The sequence below is a fragment of the Bradyrhizobium neotropicale genome (genome assembly GCF_001641695.1).
In the GTDB taxonomy this organism is placed as follows: domain Bacteria; phylum Pseudomonadota; class Alphaproteobacteria; order Rhizobiales; family Xanthobacteraceae; genus Bradyrhizobium; species Bradyrhizobium neotropicale.
In genome coordinates, this window is record NZ_LSEF01000037.1 from 149,585 (window position 1) to 170,288 (window position 20,704).

The following is a 20,704-nucleotide window of genomic DNA, read 5'->3' on the forward strand; positions in this document are numbered from 1 at the left end:
AAGGTGAGATCCTCGCGCGCATTGCCGATGGAGGTGACACCATGCGCCGTCCAGTCTTTTGCAGTTTGTTGGTTGCATCCGGCCTTCTTGCCCTCGCCCAAATGATGACGCCCACGGAGGCCGCGGCAGAAGCACGGCTCGCGCTCGTAATCGGCCAATCCGCCTATCGCACGGTGCCGGAACTTCCCAACGCCGCCAATGATGCCAAGGGCATGGCCGAGCTGCTCGGCAACGCCGGCTTCAGCGTCACCACGGCGCCGAACCTCGCGCAGAACGAGATGCGCCAGACGATCAGCGATTTTGCGAGCAAGGTCAGCGCGAGCGGCGCCGATACCGTCGCACTGGTGTTCTATGCGGGCCACGGCCTGCAGATCGACGGCGAGAACTATCTGGTGCCGGTCGACCTCGATCCCAAACGCGAAGCCGACATCCCGCTCCAGGGCGTGCGACTGAACGATCTCCTCAACACCCTCGGCGCGCTGCCGACGCGGGCACGCATCTTCATGCTCGATGCCTGCCGCAACAATCCGTTCCCGGCGCTCAGCGGCGCCGGCCACGGCCTTGCGATCGTCGACACCAAGGCCGGCGCGCCCGGCTCGTTCATCTCCTATTCGACCTCGCCCGGCGCGGAAGCCGAGGACGGCTCCGGTATCGACAGCCCCTACACCACGGCAGCGCTGACCATCGCCAAGGAGCCCAACATCCCGATCGAGGAAGTGTTCAAGCGCATCCGCGTCGCCGTGGCGCAATCGACCGACGGTCGGCAGATCCCCTGGGAAAGCTCTTCGCTGACGACCGATTTCAAATTCTTCGGTGGCGATGGCAGCGGTCAGCCGTCTTCTGTCCCGGGCGCAGGCTCGACGGCGCTCGCCAGCGCCACGCGCAGCGTCGACGACTGGCGCAACGAGCTGCGCGGCAAGGCGCCCAAGGCTGCCTATGAGCTCGTGATCTCCGACGACACCGTGCCGGCGTATCAGGCCTATGTCGAACTGTTCGCGCAGGATGCCTCCGCGCCGCGCATGCGCACGATCCTGGAGCGCCGGCGCCAGATGCTGGCCTGGGAGCGCGCGGTCGCGATCAACACGCGCGCCTCGTTCGAGGCTTATCTTGCGAACTGGGACAACAGCGACCTGGCTGCGACCGCGCGCAGGCTGCTGCTCCGCGTGCAGAACCGCAATTACGGCCCGGCCGCCACCGCGGCCCTGCCCGCTCCGCTCGCCGTCGCGCTGGCGCCGACCTGTCCGTGCTCGGCGCCCTCGACACCGGCAACGCCGGTCAATCCGGCGGTGGCGCCGATCATCAAGAAGCGCGTCGATGACACGCCGCCGAAGCGCAGGGTGGACGATGCACCGCCGAAGCGCAGGGTCGTCGACACGCCGCCCAAACGCCGGCCCCCGCGTGACGACATCGTCGTCGAGCGCGCACCGCCTCCCGGTCCACCGCCCGCAGCCGTGATGCAAGGCATCGGCATCGGTGTCGGAATTGGCCTCGGCATGGGCATGGGCGGCCGCGGCGGCGAGGGACACGGCGACTACCGCCGGTACTGAGGCTCCCGCCCCGGTACGAATGGATGTCCGCAGGGGTCACCTGCGGGCATTCTTGTTGATGGTAGCGCCCCTCTCTGCCGCCTAGCCGTCCGGAAATGCTGTAGTCTGATCGTCAGAGAAGCTTTTCCGGGACTGCACATCAATGCCGCACGACACTCACGCCAAGATATCTGAGGCCAGGACATCATGGCCGCTGTTCGGCTCGCTTGCGTCCTATTCGCTGCCGGGGGACCTGATGGCGGGGCTGACGCTCGCCGCCATCGCCATCCCCGAGCAGATGGCCACCGCGCGGCTCGGCGGCTTCGCGCCGCAGATCGGCTTCTTCGCCTTCATGGCGGGCTCGCTCGGCTTTGCCCTGCTCGGCGGCAACCGCTTCCTGTCCTGCGGCGCCGACTCCACGATCACGCCGATCTTCGCCGGCGGGCTTGCGGCGCTGGCGGCGACCGGCTCGCCTGAATACCAGGGACTGGCGATCGCGCTGGCGCTGATGGTCGGCGCGATGCTGCTCGCCAGCGGCGCCTTCCGCCTTGGCGGCATCGCCAATCTGTTGTCGGTACCGGTGATGGTCGGCTTTCTCGCCGGCATCTCCGTCCACATCATCGTCTCGCAATTGCCGGGCGTGCTCGGTGTCGAGGCCCCGAATGGCCCGACGCTCGATCGCATCGGCGTGCTCGCGGGCGAGCTTGGCAAAGCGAATCCCTACACGCTGTGCATCGGCTTCGGTGTGCTCGCCGTGGTCTTCGCCTCCGAGAACGTGAGCGCGAAAATTCCCGGCGCGCTGATCGGACTTGCGGGCGCGACGCTGGCCGTGATCGGGCTCGGCCTCGAGAGCAAGGGCGTCAACGTCGTCGGCGCAGTTCCGGGCACGCTGCCGCGGCCGACGCTGCCCGAGCTTGCGCCGGAGCTGTGGGTGCGGCTGGTGCCGCTTGCCTTCGTGATCACGGTCGTCGTGATGGTGCAGACCGCGGCGACGACGCGGTCGTTCCTGTCCGATCCCGACAAGCCTGCCGATGTCGATCGCGATTTTCTCGGCGCCGGCGCCGGCAGCGTGCTGGCCGGCCTGTTCGGCGCGTTTCCGGTCAATGCCAGCCCGCCGCGAACGGGGATCGTCGCGGAGACCGGCGGGCAGTCGCAGCTCGCCGGCCTTGCCGCGGCGGTGATCGTGCTGGCGCTTCTCGCTTTCGGCACCGGACTGCTGCGGCACGTGCCGGATGCCGCGCTCGGCGGCATCCTGCTGTTCGTGGCGCTGCGGATCATCCGCACGAAGCAGATCGTCACGATCTATCGCCAGTCCTTCAGCGAGTTTCTGCTGATCGTCGCCACCGCCGCGCTGATCATCGTGCTGCCGATCCAGCAGGGCGCCTTTCTCGGCATCGTGCTGTCGCTGTTGCACGGCATCTGGAGCACCACTCGCGCAAGGCTCGTCGAATTCGAGCGCGTGCCGGGCACAACGATCTGGTGGCCCGCCCATCCGCATATCACCGGCGAGCGCATCGCCGGCGTCGCCGTGATCGGGCTCCAGGCGCCGCTGTCATTCCTAAACGCGCCCGGCTTCCGCAGCGACGTCGCAAAGGTCCTCAGCACGTCGACGCCGCAATTGCTGGTGCTGGAGGCGAGCGGCATGGTCGAGATCGACTTCACCGCCGCGCAGATCCTGCTCGACGTCTTGAAGGCGTGCAGCGAGCAGGGCGTCACGGTGGCGCTGGCGCGGCTGGAGTCGGTGCGCGCGCAGAACGCGTTCGAACGCTTCAGGCTGTTCGAGGCCCTGCCGAGGGAGCACGTGTTCCATAGCGTGGACGAGGCCGTCCACAAGCTGGCGCGCTAAAGCGTGATGGCTTTCGGTTGAATCGATCGGACCGCAGGCTCGGTCAACCTCTCCCGCTTGCGTGGCTGCAACAAGCCATCACGCTTTAGCTGCGCCTCACTCCGACAGCGCAGGATAGTCCCGCTGCACAGCCTCCCGGATCCAGCTCGCCTGGATCGCGCGCGACAATATCCGCGCGGTCTTGGCGTCGTTGGCCTTCATGCAGAGACCGACGATGCGGCTGACCGCATCGTCGCGCATCAGGCCGTCGGAAATCTTCATCGCGATTTCCATCGCAGCACGTGCCGCGCGCTCATAGCGCTCGCCTTCACGGCTGTCGGCACGCGCCCCGGAGCTTCCGACCGCCTCGGCACTTGTGGTCGCAGCCTGGCAGATCGCGCGGATGCGCTCGGCGGCCTCGATGTCGCCGAGCGGACCCGCGATCGCCTCGTCCCAGATGTCCCCCGGTTTCTTCCTCGCGAACCACTTCATCGCCCTGCCATTCGTGGTCTTCCGGCCACATATTGTCGCGCCTCAGCTATCCGCCCAGCATAGAGAACCGTCGTGAGATCGGCGAGGCGGATTTTTCCGCCACGCCTTGTTGCGACGGCTCAGGACGTGCGACGTGGCCCGATCGCCTCGAACTGCGCCTTCTGCTCGTCGTTCAACGTGGCATAGAAATCATCGAGCGCAGCGCGCACCGATTTGACGCCGTCCAGCATCATATCGAGCCGCTTGTGAACGGCGGCCATTCGCGCCGGTGGCGTCAACACATCGCTGGGCTGGCACGCTGCCTTGAGCGCATCATTGGTCCTGGCGCTGGTATCCTGAAGCACCTGCAGAGCAGCGCGCTGGGTCTCATTCGGATGGAGCCGCGCCTCGATCTCGGCGCCTGGCCAATCGAGCCCGACAGGCGCAGCGCAATTCTGCACCAGCGATGCATTGGCGTTGCTGGAAGCCGCGGCCCTGCGCTGGTCCTCGGCGAGCGCATTGAAACGGGCCTTCTGCTCGTCGGTGAGCGACGCATAGAATTTGTCGAGCGCCGGTTGCACCAGCTCGACGGCCTTCACCATCGCATCAACACGCTGCTGCATCGCCGCCAGGCGACCGGACGCCGTCGCCGCGACCTGCGTTGGACATGAGGCGCGGATGATCGCTGCCGCCTGGATCGAGGCATTGCCGAGCTCGTCGAGGTTCGCGCCCTGAGCGTCCGTCGGCTGCACCGCGGCTGCGATCTGATCGACCGGCAGGCCGGTGATCTCGCGACGATCGCTGCCGCAGAGCTGATCGAGCGGAACACTCCTCGCCTGCCGTCGTCCCGAGGGACGTTGCGGCAGGTAGGTCGCGAGACCGTCATAGCCATAGGGACCGAAGATGCCTGCATAGATGTCCGGATAGCCGTAGCCCCAGAAGCCGAGACCGTCGCCCCAGATGGTGTAGTCGTAGAGATCGTTATAGGCGAAGGGCCAGAACAGCGGTCCGACCCAGCCATAGAAGCCGCCGGGGTGCTGCCACCATCCGCTGCCCGCACCGTGCCAGCCAACCAGCGCGGCTGCGGCCGCAATCTGGGCCCGCGCCGCGGGATTGCCGATCAAGCGGCCGTTCCGAAACGCGCTGGCGTGCAGGTTCAGCGCATTGCGGAGATTGGCGGGGCGCACGGCCGCATTGCGGATGTGGCCGAAGTTCGGGCCGCCATGCCGTCCAGCCGCTCCGAACCTCGCGCCGCCATGATGGCCGCCACTGAAATGCGCGCGACCGAAGCCGTGACCGCCGAAGTGGCCGCCGCCATGATGACCACCGAAATGACCGCCGCCGTGCCCACCGCCGTGACCGCCGCCATGGCCACCACCGTGACCACCACCGTGGCCACCGCCATGGCCGCCACCGTGGCCACCGCCTCCGCCCTTTGCCAGCGCCGCGCCCGCCAGCATGCAGGCCAAAGCCACCACGGCAATTCGAAGGACTGGTCGCAACATCTTACGCTCCCGCAGATCCGGTCCAGTGAGGCATCGGAACGTGTCGGGATTTGGAACTGGCCGGCCGGCCGAAAGTTCCCGCGCCGGCCGCGTTGCGGCCGGTTGCAGCGTAACAAGCCGGCGCTACGCCTCCGGCACGATCTTGCCGGGGTTGAAGATGTTCTGCGGATCGAGCGCCTTCTTCAGCGCCCGCATCGCGTCCAGCGCCTCGGGGCCGAGCTCGGCCTTGAGGTATTTCTGCTTGCCCTGGCCGATGCCGTGCTCGCCGGTGCAGGTGCCGTCCATCGCCTGCGCCCGCTCGACCAGGCGATGCATGAACTCTTCACCACGCGCCATCTCATCCGCGTCGTTGACGTCGCAGACCAGCGAGCAGTGGAAATTGCCGTCGCCGACATGACCGACGATCGGCGACAAGAGATTGAGGCGCTTCAGATCGTCCTCGGTCTCGCTGACGCAGTCGGCAAGGCGCGAGATCGGCACGCAGACGTCGGTCGCGACCACGCCAACGCCCTCACCGGTCCGCAGCGCCTTCACCGACCAATAGGCATCGTGCCGCGCCTGCCACAGTTTGGTGCGATCCTCCGGCTTGGTGGTCCAGGAGAAGTCGCCGCCGCCGCACTCCTTCGCGATCTCGCCGAAGGCCTTCGACTGCTCGGCGACCTCGATCTCACTGCCGTGGAATTCCATCAGCAGCAGCGGCGTTTCCGGCAGCGTCAGCTTGGAATAGGCGTTGCAGGCTTTCACCTGCGCGGCATTGAGGAGCTCGATGCGCGCCACGGGAATGCCGGTCTGGATCGCCAGGATCACCGCCTGACAGGCGCCATGCACCGTCTCGAACGAGACCGCGCCGGCCGCGATCATCTCGGGAATGCCGCGCAGGCGGATGGTCAATTCCGAGATGATGCCGAGCGTGCCTTCGGCGCCGACGAAGAGATGCGTGAGATCGTAGCCGGCGGAGGACTTCTTCGCCCGCGTGCCGGTCGTGATGATCTCGCCGTCGCCGCGCACGACCTTCAGCGCCAGCACGCTGTCGCGCATGGTGCCGTAGCGCACCGCGTTGGTGCCGGAAGCGCGCGTCGAGGCCATGCCGCCCAGGGACGCATCCGCGCCGGGATCGATCGGGAAGAACAGGCCCTGGTCGCGCAGATGCTCGTTGAGCGCCTTGCGGGTGACGCCCGGCTGAATCACGCAATCGAGGTCCTCGGCATGCACCGCGAGCACCTTGTTCATGTCGCGCAGGTCGATGCAGATGCCGCCCGCCGGCGCGTTGACCTGGCCCTCGAGCGATGTACCGGTGCCGAAGGCGATGACAGGCACGCGATTCTTGGCGCAGATGCGCACCACGTCCTGGATGTCGGCAGTCTCCTGCGCCATCACCACCCCATCCGGCGGCTGGTTGGGAAGCCACGTCGTGGTGTGGCCGTGCTGCTCGCGCACGGCCTGCGAGGTGACGAGCCGGTTGCCGAAGCGTGCGGCAAGCTGCTCCAGCGCGCCCGCGAGGGCTTTCGGCTCAGGCCGCGGCGGATTATTGGTGATGGTCGTACCCACGGACATTCCTCCCGACAGACGAAACCGTGGCAAAGGACATATGACCGGTCAAGTCAAGGGATCGGACGCATGTCAGGAAGAGATTGGCTGGAAGGAAACATGCCGGAGACCGCTACTGCTGAGCCGTTCCGCGCCTCGATCATGCAGATCGAGCCGCAATGGATCGACTATAACGGCCATCTCAACATGGCCTATTACAACGTGATGTTCGACCGCGCGATCGACCAGATGTGGCTGAAGCTCGGGATCGGGCCAACTTACATGAAGGAGCGGAACGGTTCGACCTTCACGGCCGAATGCCATGTGCGCTACTTGCGCGAAATCCATCTCGGCGATCCCGTGCAGGTCTCGGTCTGGCTGCTGGAGGCCGATGACAAGCGACTGCACACATTCGAGGAGTTGCGGCATGCGACCGAGGGCTGGCTGTCGGCGACCTCGGAGAACATGTCGCTCCATATCGACATGGGCTCGCGAAAAGTGGCGGCGTTCCCGCCTGACATCCGCGAGCGCATCCAGACCGTCGTCAAGGCCCACAGCGCGGTACCGCGGCCTGAGGGAATCGGCCGGAACGTGGCGATGCCCTCGAAGCGGTAGCGAGTTGGCCCGCCATATCTCCTCATCCTGAGGGGCCCGCGAAGCGGGCGTCTCGAAGGATGCAGGCCTCAGTGCGGCCTCATGATTCGAGACGCGCTTCGCGCTCCTCACCATGAGGGGCCTGTGACGCTAGATCCTTCGGCCGCGGGCGAGGCCGACCACGGCCGAGACCAGGAACAGCACGACCGCGATGAAGAAGATGACCTTGGCGATCTCGATCGATGCGCCAGCGATGCCGCCGAAGCCCAGAATACCGGCGATCAGCGCGATAATGAGAAACGTCACAACCCAGCCAAGCATGGTCGAACCCTCTGTCTTGATGTCTGTCTGTGATCGACGCGGCTGACCACCGCGCCACACCTGCCCAGACAATCTCGACCGCGAAACGATGGTTCCGAGCCGCGCAAGGTGGAAATTCGCTGGGCCGGCTGGAACAAATCGGCCTTCCCCGTACGTGGAAAACCTCTCGCAGCCGCCCCATATAGGCGGTAATCCCTGTTATGAAGGCTCCCTTCCGCCACCCCGCGGTGCCATCGTGGGGCCAATGATTCGCATGACCGAGCCGAGCAAGATTACCTCTCAAAGCGTTCCCGACCACCAGCCCGCGGCCGGCGGCATTGCCGCGCGCGCGCGCGCCTCGGTGGGGCCGAAATATCTGTCCGGGCTCAATCCCGAGCAGCGCGAGGCGGTGGAGACGCTGGACGGTCCGGTACTGGTGCTGGCCGGCGCGGGCACCGGCAAGACGCGCGTGCTGACCACGCGCATCGCGCACATCCTGAGCCAGGGCCGCGCGCGCCCCGGCGAAATCCTGTCGGTGACCTTCACCAACAAGGCCGCGCGCGAGATGAAGCACCGGCTCGGCCAGATGCTGGGCCACGCCGTGGAAGGCATGCCGTGGCTCGGCACCTTCCACTCGATCGGCGGCCGCATCTTGCGCACCCACGCCGAGCTCGCGCAGCTCAAGTCCAACTTCACCGTGCTCGATGTCGACGACCAGGTGCGCCTGCTCAAGCAGCTCCTGCAAGCCGAGAACATCGACGACAAGCGCTGGCCGGCGCGGATGCTGGCCGGCCTGATCGACGGCTGGAAGAACCGCGGCCTGATGCCATCGCAGGTCCCCTCCGGGGAAGCTGCGATGTTCGCCAACGGCAAGGGCGGCAAGCTCTATACGAGCTACCAGGAGCGGCTGAAGATCTTGAACGCGGCCGATTTCGGCGATCTCCTGCTGGAGAACATCCGCATCTTCCGCGAGCACCCGGACATCCTGCGGCAATACCAGCAGCGCTTCAAATTCATCCTGGTCGACGAATATCAGGACACCAACGTCGCGCAGTATCTGTGGCTACGGCTGCTGTCGCAGGCGCCCTCTTCTTTCACCTCTCCCCGCTTGCGGGGAGAGGTCGATTTGCGAAGCAAATCGGGTGAGGGGGACTCTCCGCAGACTGAGCTCTTGGACCCCGACCCTCTCAGCGCGAGCGAAGCTCGTCGCGACCCCGCAAGCGGGGCGAGGGAGCCGAAAGGCCCCACCAAAAACATCTGCTGCGTCGGCGATGACGACCAGTCGATCTATGGCTGGCGCGGCGCCGAGGTCGACAACATCCTGCGTTTCGACCACGACTTTCCCGGCGCCAAGGTCATTCGCCTCGAGCGCAACTACCGCTCGACCGGCCACATCCTCGCTGCCGCCTCGCATCTGATCGCGCACAACGAAGGCCGGCTCGGCAAGACGCTGCGCACCGAGGATCAGGACGGCGAGAAGGTCACGGTGACCGGCTCGTGGGATTCGGAAGAGGAAGCTCGCGGCATCGGCGAGGAGATCGAGCAGCTCCAGCGCCAGGGCGAGAAGCTCAACGAGATCGCGATCCTGGTGCGCGCCTCCTACCAGATGCGCGAGTTCGAAGACCGCTTCGTCACGCTCGGCCTGCCCTATCGCGTGATCGGCGGCCCGCGGTTCTACGAGCGCGCTGAAATCCGCGACGCGCTGGCTTATTTGCGCGTCATCAATTCGCCGGCCGACGATCTCGCCTTCGAGCGCATCGTCAACACGCCCAAGCGCGGGCTTGGCGATGCCACCGTGCAGATGCTGCATGATCACGCCCGCAAGCGCCGCATTCCGTTGTTCGAGGCGGCTCGCGCGGTGGTCGAGACCGACGAATTGAAGCCAAAGGCGCGCGGCTCCTTGCGCGACCTCGTCGCCCAGTTCGACCGCTGGCGCGCCCAGCGCGAAGTCACCGCGCACACGGATCTGGCCCAGATCGTGCTCGACGAGAGCGGCTACACCGAGATGTGGCAGAAGGACCGTTCGGCGGACGCCGCGGGCCGGCTGGAGAACCTGAAAGAGCTGGTGCGCTCGATGGAAGAGTTCGAGAACCTGCAAGGGTTCCTCGAGCACATCGCGCTGGTGATGGACCGTGACGGCGGCTCCGAAGAGGATGCGGTGTCGCTGATGACGCTGCATTCGGCCAAGGGGCTCGAATTCGACAACGTGTTCCTGCCCGGCTGGGAAGAAGGCCTGTTCCCGAGCCAGCGGACGCTGGACGAGCAGGGCCGCGCGGGCCTCGAGGAAGAGCGCCGGCTCGGCCATGTCGGCCTCACCCGCGCCCGCCGCCGTGCCAAGATCTATTTTGCGACCAACCGCCGGATTCATGGCACCTGGTCGACCACGATCCCCTCGCGCTTCCTCGACGAATTGCCGGCGGCCAATGTCGAGATCACGGAATCCAAGGGCGGCTCGGCCTGGGGCGGCACCGGCGGCTACGGCGCCTCGCGCTTCGACGACATGGAGGCGTTCGGCTCGAGCTATTCGACGCCGGGCTGGCAGCGCGCCCAGGCCAACCGCAACCGGGGCCAGGGCGGCCGCGGCGGCGGCAGCCGTGGCGGCTTCGAGGAAGAAGCCTCCTCGTTCTCGTCCTCGTCGTCCTCGCCCGATTTCGGCAGCTTCTCCTCGCGCCGGCGCGGGCCCCTGACCATCGAGGGCGAGCTGGTGGCCAAATCCACCGGCACGACCTCGGAATTCTCGCTCTCCGACCGCGTCTTCCACCAGAAGTTCGGCTACGGCCACGTCACCAAGATCGACGGCAACAAGCTCACCATCGCCTTCGACAAGGCCGGCGAGAAGAAGGTCGTCGACAGCTTTGTACAGCGGGCGTAGGCCTTGCGGTGTTGCGGCGGCGTAACGCCGCCGCCTTTCTTCCATCCACGCCCCTTGACCACCGCGAACTTCCCCGTATCAGATGCGAACCATGGTCCGGGGCTCCATCACACTGATCGTGCTGGCATTGGGGATGCCGTCGCTTGCGACGGCGGAAACCATGAGCTTTGGCGATTCGATCGGGATGCTGGCCAAGGGCTGCGGCGCGGAAATCGTCGCCAATTGCCGCGGCGTCAATCCGGACTCCACCCGCCTGAAGGAGTGCCTGTCCCGCAACCGCGACGTGTTGTCGCCGCAGTGCCAGAGCAGCTACCTCAGCGCCTTCGACGCCATCCAGAAACGCGTCGCCGCCCGCGTCACGGTGGCGAACGCCTGCCAGCGCGAGATCGTCAAGGTCTGCGGCGGCTCGACCAAGGAGACCAGCAAGTCGATCCCGTGCCTGACGACGACGCCCAAGGGCATCAGCAACAACTGCCTGAAAGCCATAGACGACGCGGGCTATCGATGATGCGGGCGAGCAGGTTTTCCATCGCTGGAATTGGCATCCCACTCGGCTTGGCGCTCGGCCTCGCCCTGCTCGCGGGCGCAGCCGGCGCGCAGACGGCGCCGACGCGCGACGACATCGTCGGCAAGCTCAACCATTTCGAACAGGCCGCTGAGGTCGACCTTCCCGCGCTGAAACAGCAGGTGATGGAGCGCGCAAAGGCGCGCATCAAGAACGACCCGGGTCCCGTGAACCGGCCGCTGATCGCGCCCGACCTCGCCAATCTGCCCGCCTTCAACGCGCAGATCCAGTTCGACGCCGACACGCCGATCATCCAGCCGGATTCCTACCAGACCGTCGGTCGCATCGCGGACGCGCTGGTTCACGCTTCGCTGCTGCCCTACACGTTCCTGATCGTCGGCCATGTCGAATCCAATTCGAAGACGCGGGAAGCCAATGCGATCCTCAGCCAGCGCCGCGCGGATGCGATTCGTGACGTGCTGGTGAACACGTTCAAGATTTCGGCCAAGCGGGTCCAGTCGATTGGGCTCGGGGAAGAGCAGTTTTTCGACCGCGCAAAGCCGACCTCGGCGGTCAACGGGCAGCTGCAGATCCTGACCCTCGCCAAGCTGCCCGAGGACGAACCGGCCCGGCCCGCGGCCGCCGCGGCACCCGCGACGAAAAAGCCGGCCAAGAAGCACCACTAGAGTGCGTCCCGCGCTCTCGCGGAACTCCTTGAAGTCCTGACTGTTTTATAGCCTGTCCCAGGGCGCGACAGCACGGTTTTGCGCGACAAAAGCGCCGGTTTGTGCAGTGCCCGGGCAGATGCTATAGGCTCATTTCGTCCTTCCCGACCCCATGATGCACGAGACCGAGATGGCTGGCTATTTTCAACGCCAACTGGCCGAATACGTCGAATATCACCGCGATCCCTGGAATTGCGCGATGCACGTGGTCGGCATCCTTCTCCTGTTCACCGGCGCGACATTGCCGCTGACGCTCGTGCACATCCCCGTGTTCGGCATCGAGGTGAGCCTGGCGGTGATCCTGGCCCTGCCGGTGCTGGTGTACTGGCTGATGCTGGATGCCGGAATCGGGCTCGGCATTCTCGCCGCCGCGGTGGTGCTGCTTTCGGTCGCAACGACAATCGGCAATCAGGTCTCAACGGTCATGATGTGGTCGATTTTTGCCGTGCTGATCGTGCTGGGCGTCGGAGCGCAGACCGTCGGCCACAAGGTTTTTGAAGAGCGGCAGCCGTCAATGGTCGATCATCCGACTCATTTCCTGCTTGGACCTATGTTTGTCATGGCGAAATTGTTTATTGCATTGGGCTTCCGTCGCGACCTTGCCGCGATTCTCGCGCCTCTTCCGACCAATTCACTTTCAACCCGATAGCTTCCAGAAGCGGAACAGCAAACCTTCTTCATGGCTCTCGTACTGGTTACCGGTGGCAGCGGTTTCATCGGACAACATCTCGTAGAAGCGCTCCGCGGCCGCGGCCAGCGGGTGCGCGTTCTCGATGTCCGGCCGCCGGCCACGGCAAGCTCTGACGTCGACTACGTCCACGGCTCGGTGCTGGATGGCGCCGCGGTCGATGCTGCGCTCATGGGTGTCGATCAGGTCTACCATCTGGCCGGCCTGCCCGGGATGTGGGTGGCCAACAAGCAGGACTTTCACGACGTCAATTGCCGCGGGACCGAAGTCGTGCTGGCGACCGCGCGGAAGCGCGGCGTGTCGCGCTTTTTGCACTGTTCGACGGAATCGATCCTGTTCCCCTATTCGAATCTCAACGGCTGTGCCGCCGAGGAGGCGCTGCAGCCGGCAGAAGCGATGCCCGGCGCCTATACGCGCTCGAAGTCGCTCGCCGAGCATCACGCGGCCAAGGCCGCAGCGGAAGGCTTCCCGCTCGTCATCGGCACGCCGACCATGCCGATCGGCGCCGCCGACCACAATCTGACGCCGCCGACCGCGATGCTGTGGTACTTCCTGCAGAAGAAGGTGCAGCCGCATCTCAACTTCCTGGTCAACCTCGTCGACGTGCGCGACGTCGCCACCGGCCTCGTGCTGACCATGGAACGCGGCCGCACCGGCCAGCGCTACATCCTCGGCGGCGACTGCGTGCGGCTCGGCCAGATCCTGCGGATGATGTCCGCGATGAGCGGCCGCCGGCAGCTTCCGATCGCGGTTCCCGGCAGGCTCGCCGAGGCGTCCGCCACCGTGCTCGAATACCTCTCCGATCACATCACGCGCCGGCCGCCCAACGGCACCACCGAGGGCGTGCGCATTGCGCTCGCGGCGAGCGACCTTTCGATCGGCAAGGCGCGCACCGAGCTCGGCTATTCGCCGCGCCCGATCGAACCGGTGCTGCGCGAAACCATCACCCACCTGCTCGCACGCGGCGGCCGGCACGCATCCGGCGCCATCGAGCATCACGCGCTCAGCTCGCGCGCGAGCTGAGCGGCCCAACCCAAAGAACCTTTCCGCATGTCCTTTGATTTCAGCAAGCTTCTCTCTGTCGCCTGGGGTGGCTGGACCACGACCTGGCCGACGCAACTGCTCGCCCTGATCTGGCTCGCCTGGCTCGCAAGCTGGGTCGGAGCCTCGTTCTGGCAGGGCCGCACCCAGAAGCAGGTGTTGACGCTGGAATCCGGCCGCTATCGTATTCCGATCCTGGTCGGCGGCATCCTGTTCACGCCGTGGACCACGGAAATTCTGAACGAGAAGCCGCTCTGGGTATTCAGCAATGCCGGCGTCTACATCACGGCTCTCGTCGTGCTCGCCGGCATCTCCTTCACCTGGTGGGGACGGTTGCATCTCGGCAAGTTCTGGTCGAACACCATCACGCACAAGGAAGACCACCGCGTCATCGACACGGGTCCGTACGGCATCGTGCGTCACCCGATCTACACCGGCCTGATCGCGGGCATGCTCGCCACCGGTATCGCAGTCGGCACCGTGACCGCGATCCTCGGCGCGATCCTGATCTCGCTCGGCATGTGGCAGAAGGGACGGATGGAAGAGGTGTTCCTGTCCAAGGAGCTCGGCGAAGACGCCTACGGCGCCTATTGCCGGCGCGTGCCGATGATCATCCCGTTCCTGTCGCCGCGCTGACGCGAAAGCTTCGACGCGGTCATCGCGTCGTCACACTAACCGCAACGACATCGCTGCCAACCCCGTCATCCCCGCGCAACCGCGCGGGGGTGACGGGGGTGGATTGGCGTTGCGAGATCCGTTCGTTACGCAACTGCCTAGCCGCGAATCTCGCCCGGAACCGCCCCAGCGCAACGCCGTTATCGCCCGAAGGACGCAATTCGGCTGAGCGTTGAACCATGTCGGACGCTTACGATTATTTCCGTGCGCACGATCGCCGCCGCCCGCAAGGCGCGGAGCTTGCCCCGCGGGCGGACGAAGCAGAAGCAGCGTACGGTCGCGCGCATCTATCACCTCTTGTCCAAGGAGGCGGCGCTCGGGCCGAACGTCCAGCATCTCGATGATTTCCGCAGCGCGCGGCGGCTGGAGCGGCAGATCGGCCGGTGATCCCCGGCGACGACGGGCGAAGCCCGTCGGCATCTCTCCCATGCAAATTCGATCGGCTGCCATTCCGCCGTAATGGATGTCTGCGAAGCCTCCCACCGGTTGACGTTTGCGCCGCCACCCAGTTGGATGCGCGCGCAAATGAGGCACGACGACATTCCCTCGTCGATCCGGGGGGATCGACGATCAGGCCTTCCGCCCGCGCGGGGCATTGGGCGATCCGGCGTCGGACAGTGCCACACGTTCGACAGGGGATTTTCATGAGCTTTTCCAGCATTTTCGCGCAGTTCGTTGCGCTGCTCGGCGGCATCGCGCTGCAATGGCGGCGGATGTCCGGCACCGAGCCGGCGCCGGCCTGGGGCCAGACCCCGGCGATCCCCGAGGCGAAGCCGCAAGGCGCGATCCCCACGTTGAAGATGCCGACCGCGCGTGGTTGGCGCGAGGGGCACAAGCCGACGGCCGCGCCGGGGCTGAAGGTCAACGCATTCGCGACCGGGCTCGACCATCCGCGCTGGATCGAGGTGCTGCCCAATGGCGACGTGCTCATTGCGGAGGCGACGCAGGTCGCAGGCCCTCCCCGCACCGTGTTTCACTATGCGATGCAGGCGACGATGCGGCGCGCGGCGGCACTCGGCATCAGCGCCAACCGCATCACGCTCTTGCGCGACAAGGACGGCGACGGCGTGGCCGAGCAGCGCGGCGCCTTCATGGAGAATTTGAGCCAGCCCTTCGGCATGGCGCTGGTCGGCGACACCTTCTACGTCGGCAACACCGACGGCGTGATGGCATTCCCCTATGTCGCAGGCGCCGATCGCATCACCGCGCCGGGCAAGCGGCTCACCAATTTCAAGCCGAGCGGACACTGGACGCGGAGCCTGCTCGCGAGCCCCGACGGCAAGAAGCTCTATGCCGGCGTCGGCTCGCTCAGCAACATCGCCGAGCTCGGCATGGAGGTCGAGGAAGGCCGCGCGGCGGTCTACGAGCTAGACCTCGACGCCGGGACGCATCGCATCTTCGCCGGCGGCCTACGCAATCCTGTTGGCCTTGCCTGGGAGCCGACGACGTCCGTGCTCTGGACCGTCGTCAACGAGCGCGACGGCCTCGGCGACGAGACGCCGCCGGACTATCTCACCTCGGTGCGCGACGGTGGTTTCTACGGCTGGCCCTATTGCTACTGGGGCAAGACGGTGGACGATCGCGTGCCGCAGGACCCGGCGCTGGTCGCCAGGGCGATCACGCCGGACTATGCGCTCGGCGGCCACACCGCTTCGCTCGGCCTGTGCTGGATGCCGGCCGGCACGCTGCCGGGCTTCCCGGACGGCATGGTGATCGGCCAGCACGGCTCGTGGAATCGCAGCAAGCTGTCCGGCTACAAGGTCGTGTTCATCCCGTTCGAGAACGGCCGCCCGTCCGGCCCGGCGCGCGACATCCTCTCGGGCTTCCTGTCGCCGGACGAGAAGGAATCCTATGGACGGCCGGTCGGCGTTGCGATCGGACCCGACAAGTCGCTGCTGATGGCCGACGACGTCGGCAACGTGATCTGGCGCGTCACCGGCGCGTAAGGACTTTAATAGTTTGAGCATGATCTTTCGGAAAACCGCTACACCCTTTTCCGGATCATGCTCTATGTCCCGACACAGAGCGTGGCGCGCTGCTTGCGGAGCAGCGCGATCACCGACAGCGCCGTGATGATCCCGGTCTTGGGATTTTCGGACGGGATGTTCTCGATGGACATCGAGAAGCGCGCCGAATCCGACTCGACCTCGATGCGATGAACGTTGCGCGTCACGGTCGGGTCGGCCCAGATCTGCACCAAGGTGCGGTCGGGCCCGACGCCAGCCAGCGACAGCGCGACCGCGACGTTGAGGTTGGCCGGAAAACCCTTGGCCGCCTCGCGCGCGGTGCCCTCGAACAGCTTGAGCGGCTCGCGAAGGTTATCGATGTCGATGCCGTTCTCGACGATGAACGGCGCGCCCTTCAGCCCATCGATCGGCTTGCGCGTGACCATCTTCACCGAATGGATGGTGCCGACCGCGGCGGCGTTGACGGCATCGAGCCCGATCAACGCACCGGTTGGCACGATGATGCGCCCGCCATTGGCGCGGGCGAGATCGATGAGATCGGAATTGTCCAGCAGCGCGCCGACACTGACGACGACCGCGGTCTTGCCGCGCTTCACCGCCGGTTCGACGATCGAGCGCAGATGCCGGCTCGGCGCACATTCGACCACGATGTCCGCGGCATCGCCGAGCTGATCGATCGGCACGACCTGCGGCGGGCGGCGGAGGCCACTCAGGAAGGCCTGATGCTTGGCGGGATCTCGCACCGCGACGGCCGACAGCGCCAACCCTTCGATGCCCTGATCGAGCGCGGTCGCGATCTTGGTGCCGATCGAGCCCAGACCGGCGATCGCCACCCGCAATTCGTTCGAAGCTCTCTGTTCGGTCATCGCATCGTACTTTCTCGCCAAGCCGGTGTCATAGCTCTTCAAGCCTCCCGCGCATAGCTGCGCAGGCGCGCTTCCAGCACGGACAGCATCGCATCACGAACCGGATCGCGCGAGGCGCGCAGCCATGCCGCCGCCAGCGGCAGCCGGCCGACCGGGCCGCTCTGCCGCGGCCGCAGCGGAACGAACCGCACGCCCGAGACCGCCATCCGCGTCGTCCAGCGCGGCACGATCGCAACGCCAAGACGGGTTGCGACCAAATTGATGATGGTCTGCTTCTCGTCGGCGACCTGCACGATCCGCGGCGTCAGGCCGGCCTGCTCGAACAGCTTTATGGTGAGGTCGTAGCTGTGCGGCCGCGAGCGGCGGTCCGGCACCAGCATCTGTTCGTCCGCGATCTCGGACAATGCGATCGACTTCTTCCCAGCGAGCGCATGCCGCTGCGGGAACGCCACGATCGCGGTCTCCTGGAAGAGAGGGCGGAATTCGAGCCGCTTGTCCGGCCGGTCGGGCGGCCGGACGAAGGCGAGATCGAGCGCGCCGGTCAGAATCTTCGGAAGCAGCCGGACGGTCTTGTCCTCCAGAAGCTGCACCGCGATCTCCGGATGCTTGGCGCGAAAGTCGCGCAAGAGCAGCGGCAGCAGTCCCGCCGCGGCGCTGTCGATGGCGCCGACCCGCAGCCGCCGCGCGGTCTGCTCGCGGGAGCGGTTGCGTAAGTTGCTCTCGACCGCCTCGACGCGGGCGAGGATGGCGCGGGCATCACGCAGCAGCGTCGTGCCGTCTTCGGTGAGCGACACGGCGCGCGTCGTCCGCGCGAACAGCCGCGTTCCCAGATCCTCCTCGAGCAGCCTGATCTGGCGCCCGAGCGCGGAGGGCAGCATCTGGAGATGCTGCGCCGCCCGGCCGAAATGCAGCTGATCGGCTGCCGCCACGAAGCATCGAAGCTGATGCAATTCCATTCGCCGGTCCTGTTCCGAATCCTCTCGCCCGATCTTTCCCTGGATTATATCATTTTTTTGTATAAAGCAGCGCCAATTGAGTCCGCCTCTTCTCCTCGCCTAGGCTTGCTGATGGCGTGGACCTTAAGGGTCCGCCGGCACAACGATAAACCAGATATCGAGGAGGCCAGGGTGGCGAGCGAGCTTCAGACGCGCGTGCTGCGCAAGATCACGTTGCGCATCGTTCCCTTCATCATGCTGCTCTACTTCGTGGCCTTCATCGACCGCGTCAATATCGGCTTCGCCTCGCTGACGATGAACAAGGACATCGGCCTGTCGCCGGCGGTCTACGGCTTCGGCGCCGGCATCTTCTTCTGGGGCTATTTCCTGTTCGAGGTGCCCTCCAACATCATCCTGCACAAGGTCGGCGCACGGATCTGGATCGCACGGGTGATGATCACCTGGGGCCTGGTGTCGGCTGCGATGGCCTTCGTGCAGGGCGCGACCAGCTTCTACGTGCTGCGCTTCCTGCTCGGCGTCGCCGAAGCCGGCTTCTTTCCCGGCATCATCCTCTACCTCTCCTACTGGTTCCCGGCGCGCCAACGCGCCGCGGTGACCGCGCTGTTCATGGCCGCGGCGCCGCTCTCGACCGTGCTGGGGTCGCCGATCTCCGGCGCGCTTCTGGAGATGGACGGCCTGCTCGGCTTGAAGGGCTGGCAATGGCTGTTCGTGCTGGAGGCGCTGCCGGCGGTGGTGCTCGGCTTCGTCGTGCTGGTGTTCCTGACCGACCGTCCGGAGAAGGCCACATGGCTCGCGGACGACGAGCGCCGGTGGCTGGTCGAGGCCATGAACGCGGAGACCACGAGCAAGGCCGCGACCGCGAGCCACAGCATCTGGCGCGGGCTTGCCGATCCGCGCGTGCTGGCACTGTCGCTGATCTATTTCGGTACCTCGGCCGGCCTCTACACGCTCGGCGTCTGGGCACCGCAGATCATCAAGCAGTTCGGCCTGTCCTCGCTCCAGGTCGGCTTCCTCAACGCGGTGCCCGCGACCGCCGCCGTCGTCGCCATGATCCTGTGGGCGCGGCACTCGGACCGGACCGGCGAGCGCACCTGGCACGTTGTCTGGGCCTGTCTGCTCGCTGCCGCAGGTCTCGCCTTCGCCGGCCTTGCAACCGGCGTGGTCAGCGTTCTCGTCGCGCTGGCGCTGGTCAATATCGGCATCTCCTCGGCCAAGCCGCCGCTCTGGAGCATGCCGACGATGTTCCTGTCGGGGTCGGCCGCCGCGGCCGGGATCGCCACCATCAACTCGATCGGCAATCTCGGTGGCTTCGTCGGACCCGCCATGATCGGCTGGGTCAAGGACCAGACCGGCAGTTTCGTCGGCGGACTTTACTTCGTCGGCGGCCTGCTCGTTCTCTCCGCTGTCCTCACCCTGCTATTGTCGCGTGCGCAGACCGTACGCGCCGAGCCCGTCACGCAATCCCACTGATATCTCAAACGGAGCATTCCCATGCGTACCCATTCGATCGCAGCAATCCCCGCCGACGGAATCGGCCCCGAGGTCATCTCCGCCGGCGTCCGTGTGCTGGAGGCGCTGGCAAAGCGCAGCGGCGACCTCGCCTTCAACGTCAAGACCTTCGACTGGGGCTCGGACTACTACAAGAAGCACGGCGTGATGATGCCGGCCGATGGCCTCGCCGAACTGAAGAAGTTCGACGCGATCTATTTCGGCGCGGTCGGCGCACCCGACGTGCCCGACCACATCACGCTGTGGGGCCTGCGCCTGCCGATCTGCCAGGGCTTCGACCAGTACGCCAATGTGCGGCCGACCAAGATCCTGCCGGGCGTCGCCTCGCCACTGCGCAATGTCGGCGTCGGCGATCTCGACTGGGTGATCGTGCGGGAGAACTCGGAAGGCGAATATGCCGGCATGGGCGGCCGCGCCCACAAGGGCCTGCCCGAAGAAGTCGGCACCGAGGTCGCGGTGTTCACCCGCGTCGGCGTCACGCGCATCATGCGCTATGCGTTCCAGCTCGCGCAGTCGCGTCCGCGCAAGCTGCTCACGGTGGTGACCAAGTCGAACGCGCAGCGCCACGGCATGGTGATGTGGGACGAGATCGCCGCCGAGGTCGCGCGCGAATTCCCCGACGTCACCTGGGACAAGGTGCTGGTCGATGCCATGACCGTGCGCATGACGCTGCATCCGAAGAGCCTCGACACCATTGTCGCGACCAATCTCCACGCCGACATCCTCTCCGATCTCGCCGGCGCGCTCGCCGGCAGCCTCGGCGTGGCGCCGACCGGCAACATCGATCCGCAGCGCCGCTTCCCGTCGATGTTCGAGCCGATCCACGGCTCGGCCTTCGACATCACCGGCAAGGGCATCGCCAATCCGGTGGCCACCTTCTGGACCGGCGCGCAGATGCTCGAGCATCTCGGCGAGAAGGACGCAGCGAACCGGCTGATGGTGGCCGTCGAGCGCGTCTGCGCGGCCGGCGTGCTGACGCCTGACGTCGGCGGCAAGGCGACGACCGAGGAAGTCACCGACGCCGTGATCGACGCGATCCACGGCTCGAACGTCTAACAGTCTCGGGAGAGCACGCGATCGGAGTGACATCCGATGCCAGACTGGTTGAGGGAGATCGGCGGCCTGAGTCTTCCTCGACCATCACGGCCCGGA

Annotated in this window: 18 protein-coding genes and 1 pseudogene; 13 read left to right on the plus strand and 6 right to left on the minus strand. The window is 66.1% G+C overall.

Annotation, left to right across the window (positions count from 1 at the left end):
- Positions 1-41: 41 nt before the first annotated feature.
- Both AXW67_RS11260 and AXW67_RS11265 read left to right on the plus strand, forming a co-directional pair.
- Positions 42-1,547, plus strand: a complete 1,506-nt coding sequence (locus AXW67_RS11260; RefSeq protein ID WP_063677936.1) for a caspase family protein — start codon at positions 42-44, stop codon at positions 1,545-1,547.
- 142 nt (positions 1,548-1,689) lie between these two features.
- Complete coding sequence (locus AXW67_RS11265; protein WP_063677937.1) at positions 1,690-3,372, plus strand: SulP family inorganic anion transporter; 1,683 nt, start codon at positions 1,690-1,692, stop codon at positions 3,370-3,372.
- Between the two features lie 96 nt (positions 3,373-3,468).
- Here AXW67_RS11265 and AXW67_RS11270 read toward each other — a convergent pair whose 3' ends face one another.
- From AXW67_RS11270 to AXW67_RS11280, 3 genes are all read right to left on the minus strand, one after another.
- Positions 3,469-3,843: a hypothetical protein gene (locus tag AXW67_RS11270; RefSeq protein ID WP_063677938.1), complete on the minus strand. Its 375-nt coding sequence runs from the start codon at positions 3,841-3,843 to the stop codon at positions 3,469-3,471.
- Positions 3,844-3,962: 119 nt separating this feature from the next.
- Entirely contained in the window at positions 3,963-5,327 is a 1,365-nt protein-coding gene (locus AXW67_RS11275; RefSeq protein ID WP_063677939.1) for a Spy/CpxP family protein refolding chaperone, read from the minus strand.
- 123 nt (positions 5,328-5,450) lie between these two features.
- Positions 5,451-6,875, minus strand: a complete 1,425-nt coding sequence (locus tag AXW67_RS11280) for an FAD-binding oxidoreductase (RefSeq protein ID WP_063677940.1) — start codon at positions 6,873-6,875, stop codon at positions 5,451-5,453.
- Between the two features lie 99 nt (positions 6,876-6,974).
- On the opposite strand from AXW67_RS11280, the gene AXW67_RS11285 reads away from it, so the two are divergent.
- Positions 6,975-7,469 (plus strand): thioesterase family protein, encoded by a 495-nt coding sequence (locus tag AXW67_RS11285; RefSeq protein WP_063677941.1) that lies wholly within the window; start codon positions 6,975-6,977, stop codon positions 7,467-7,469.
- Positions 7,470-7,598: 129 nt separating this feature from the next.
- On the opposite strand, the gene AXW67_RS40395 is transcribed toward AXW67_RS11285, so the two are convergent.
- Entirely contained in the window at positions 7,599-7,769 is a 171-nt protein-coding gene (locus AXW67_RS40395; protein ID WP_027555802.1) for a DUF1328 domain-containing protein, read from the minus strand.
- 244 nt (positions 7,770-8,013) lie between these two features.
- On the opposite strand from AXW67_RS40395, the gene AXW67_RS11290 reads away from it, so the two are divergent.
- The 8 genes and pseudogenes from AXW67_RS11290 to AXW67_RS11325 all read left to right on the plus strand — a co-directional run bounded on the left by AXW67_RS11290 (position 8,014) and on the right by AXW67_RS11325 (position 16,200).
- A complete protein-coding gene (locus AXW67_RS11290; RefSeq protein WP_063677942.1) occupies positions 8,014-10,620 on the plus strand; it encodes an ATP-dependent helicase in 2,607 nt (868 codons plus the stop codon).
- Positions 10,621-10,711: 91 nt separating this feature from the next.
- Entirely contained in the window at positions 10,712-11,128 is a 417-nt protein-coding gene (locus tag AXW67_RS11295) for a hypothetical protein (protein ID WP_063678046.1), read from the plus strand.
- A complete protein-coding gene (locus AXW67_RS11300) occupies positions 11,128-11,811 on the plus strand; it encodes an OmpA family protein (protein ID WP_063678047.1) in 684 nt (227 codons plus the stop codon). The genes AXW67_RS11295 and AXW67_RS11300 overlap by 1 nt, the downstream gene beginning before the upstream one ends.
- 151 nt (positions 11,812-11,962) lie before the next feature.
- Positions 11,963-12,499 carry an Mpo1 family 2-hydroxy fatty acid dioxygenase gene (locus AXW67_RS11305; RefSeq protein ID WP_063677943.1) on the plus strand — a complete coding sequence of 179 codons (537 nt, stop codon included), beginning with the start codon at positions 11,963-11,965 and terminating at the stop codon, positions 12,497-12,499.
- Between the two features lie 30 nt (positions 12,500-12,529).
- Positions 12,530-13,561, plus strand: coding sequence for an NAD-dependent epimerase/dehydratase family protein (locus AXW67_RS11310; protein ID WP_063677944.1), 1,032 nt, complete (start codon positions 12,530-12,532; stop codon positions 13,559-13,561).
- Positions 13,562-13,588: 27 nt separating this feature from the next.
- Complete coding sequence (locus AXW67_RS11315; RefSeq protein ID WP_027555796.1) at positions 13,589-14,215, plus strand: methyltransferase family protein; 627 nt, start codon at positions 13,589-13,591, stop codon at positions 14,213-14,215.
- Positions 14,216-14,433: 218 nt separating this feature from the next.
- Positions 14,434-14,641, plus strand: a pseudogene (locus AXW67_RS11320) (hypothetical protein).
- A gap of 257 nt (positions 14,642-14,898) precedes the next feature.
- Positions 14,899-16,200 carry a PQQ-dependent sugar dehydrogenase gene (locus AXW67_RS11325; RefSeq protein ID WP_063677945.1) on the plus strand — a complete coding sequence of 434 codons (1,302 nt, stop codon included), beginning with the start codon at positions 14,899-14,901 and terminating at the stop codon, positions 16,198-16,200.
- A gap of 62 nt (positions 16,201-16,262) precedes the next feature.
- Here AXW67_RS11325 and AXW67_RS11330 read toward each other — a convergent pair whose 3' ends face one another.
- A complete protein-coding gene (locus tag AXW67_RS11330; RefSeq protein ID WP_027555793.1) occupies positions 16,263-17,087 on the minus strand; it encodes an aspartate dehydrogenase in 825 nt (274 codons plus the stop codon).
- Between the two features lie 38 nt (positions 17,088-17,125).
- Positions 17,126-18,043, minus strand: coding sequence for a LysR family transcriptional regulator (locus AXW67_RS11335; RefSeq protein ID WP_063677946.1), 918 nt, complete (start codon positions 18,041-18,043; stop codon positions 17,126-17,128).
- A gap of 171 nt (positions 18,044-18,214) precedes the next feature.
- On the opposite strand from AXW67_RS11335, the gene AXW67_RS11340 reads away from it, so the two are divergent.
- Together AXW67_RS11340 and AXW67_RS11345 are read left to right on the plus strand one after the other, a co-directional pair.
- Positions 18,215-19,513, plus strand: coding sequence for an MFS transporter (locus AXW67_RS11340; protein WP_027555791.1), 1,299 nt, complete (start codon positions 18,215-18,217; stop codon positions 19,511-19,513).
- 21 nt (positions 19,514-19,534) lie between these two features.
- A complete protein-coding gene (locus AXW67_RS11345; RefSeq protein WP_063677947.1) occupies positions 19,535-20,608 on the plus strand; it encodes a tartrate dehydrogenase in 1,074 nt (357 codons plus the stop codon).
- Positions 20,609-20,704 lie beyond the last annotated feature (96 nt).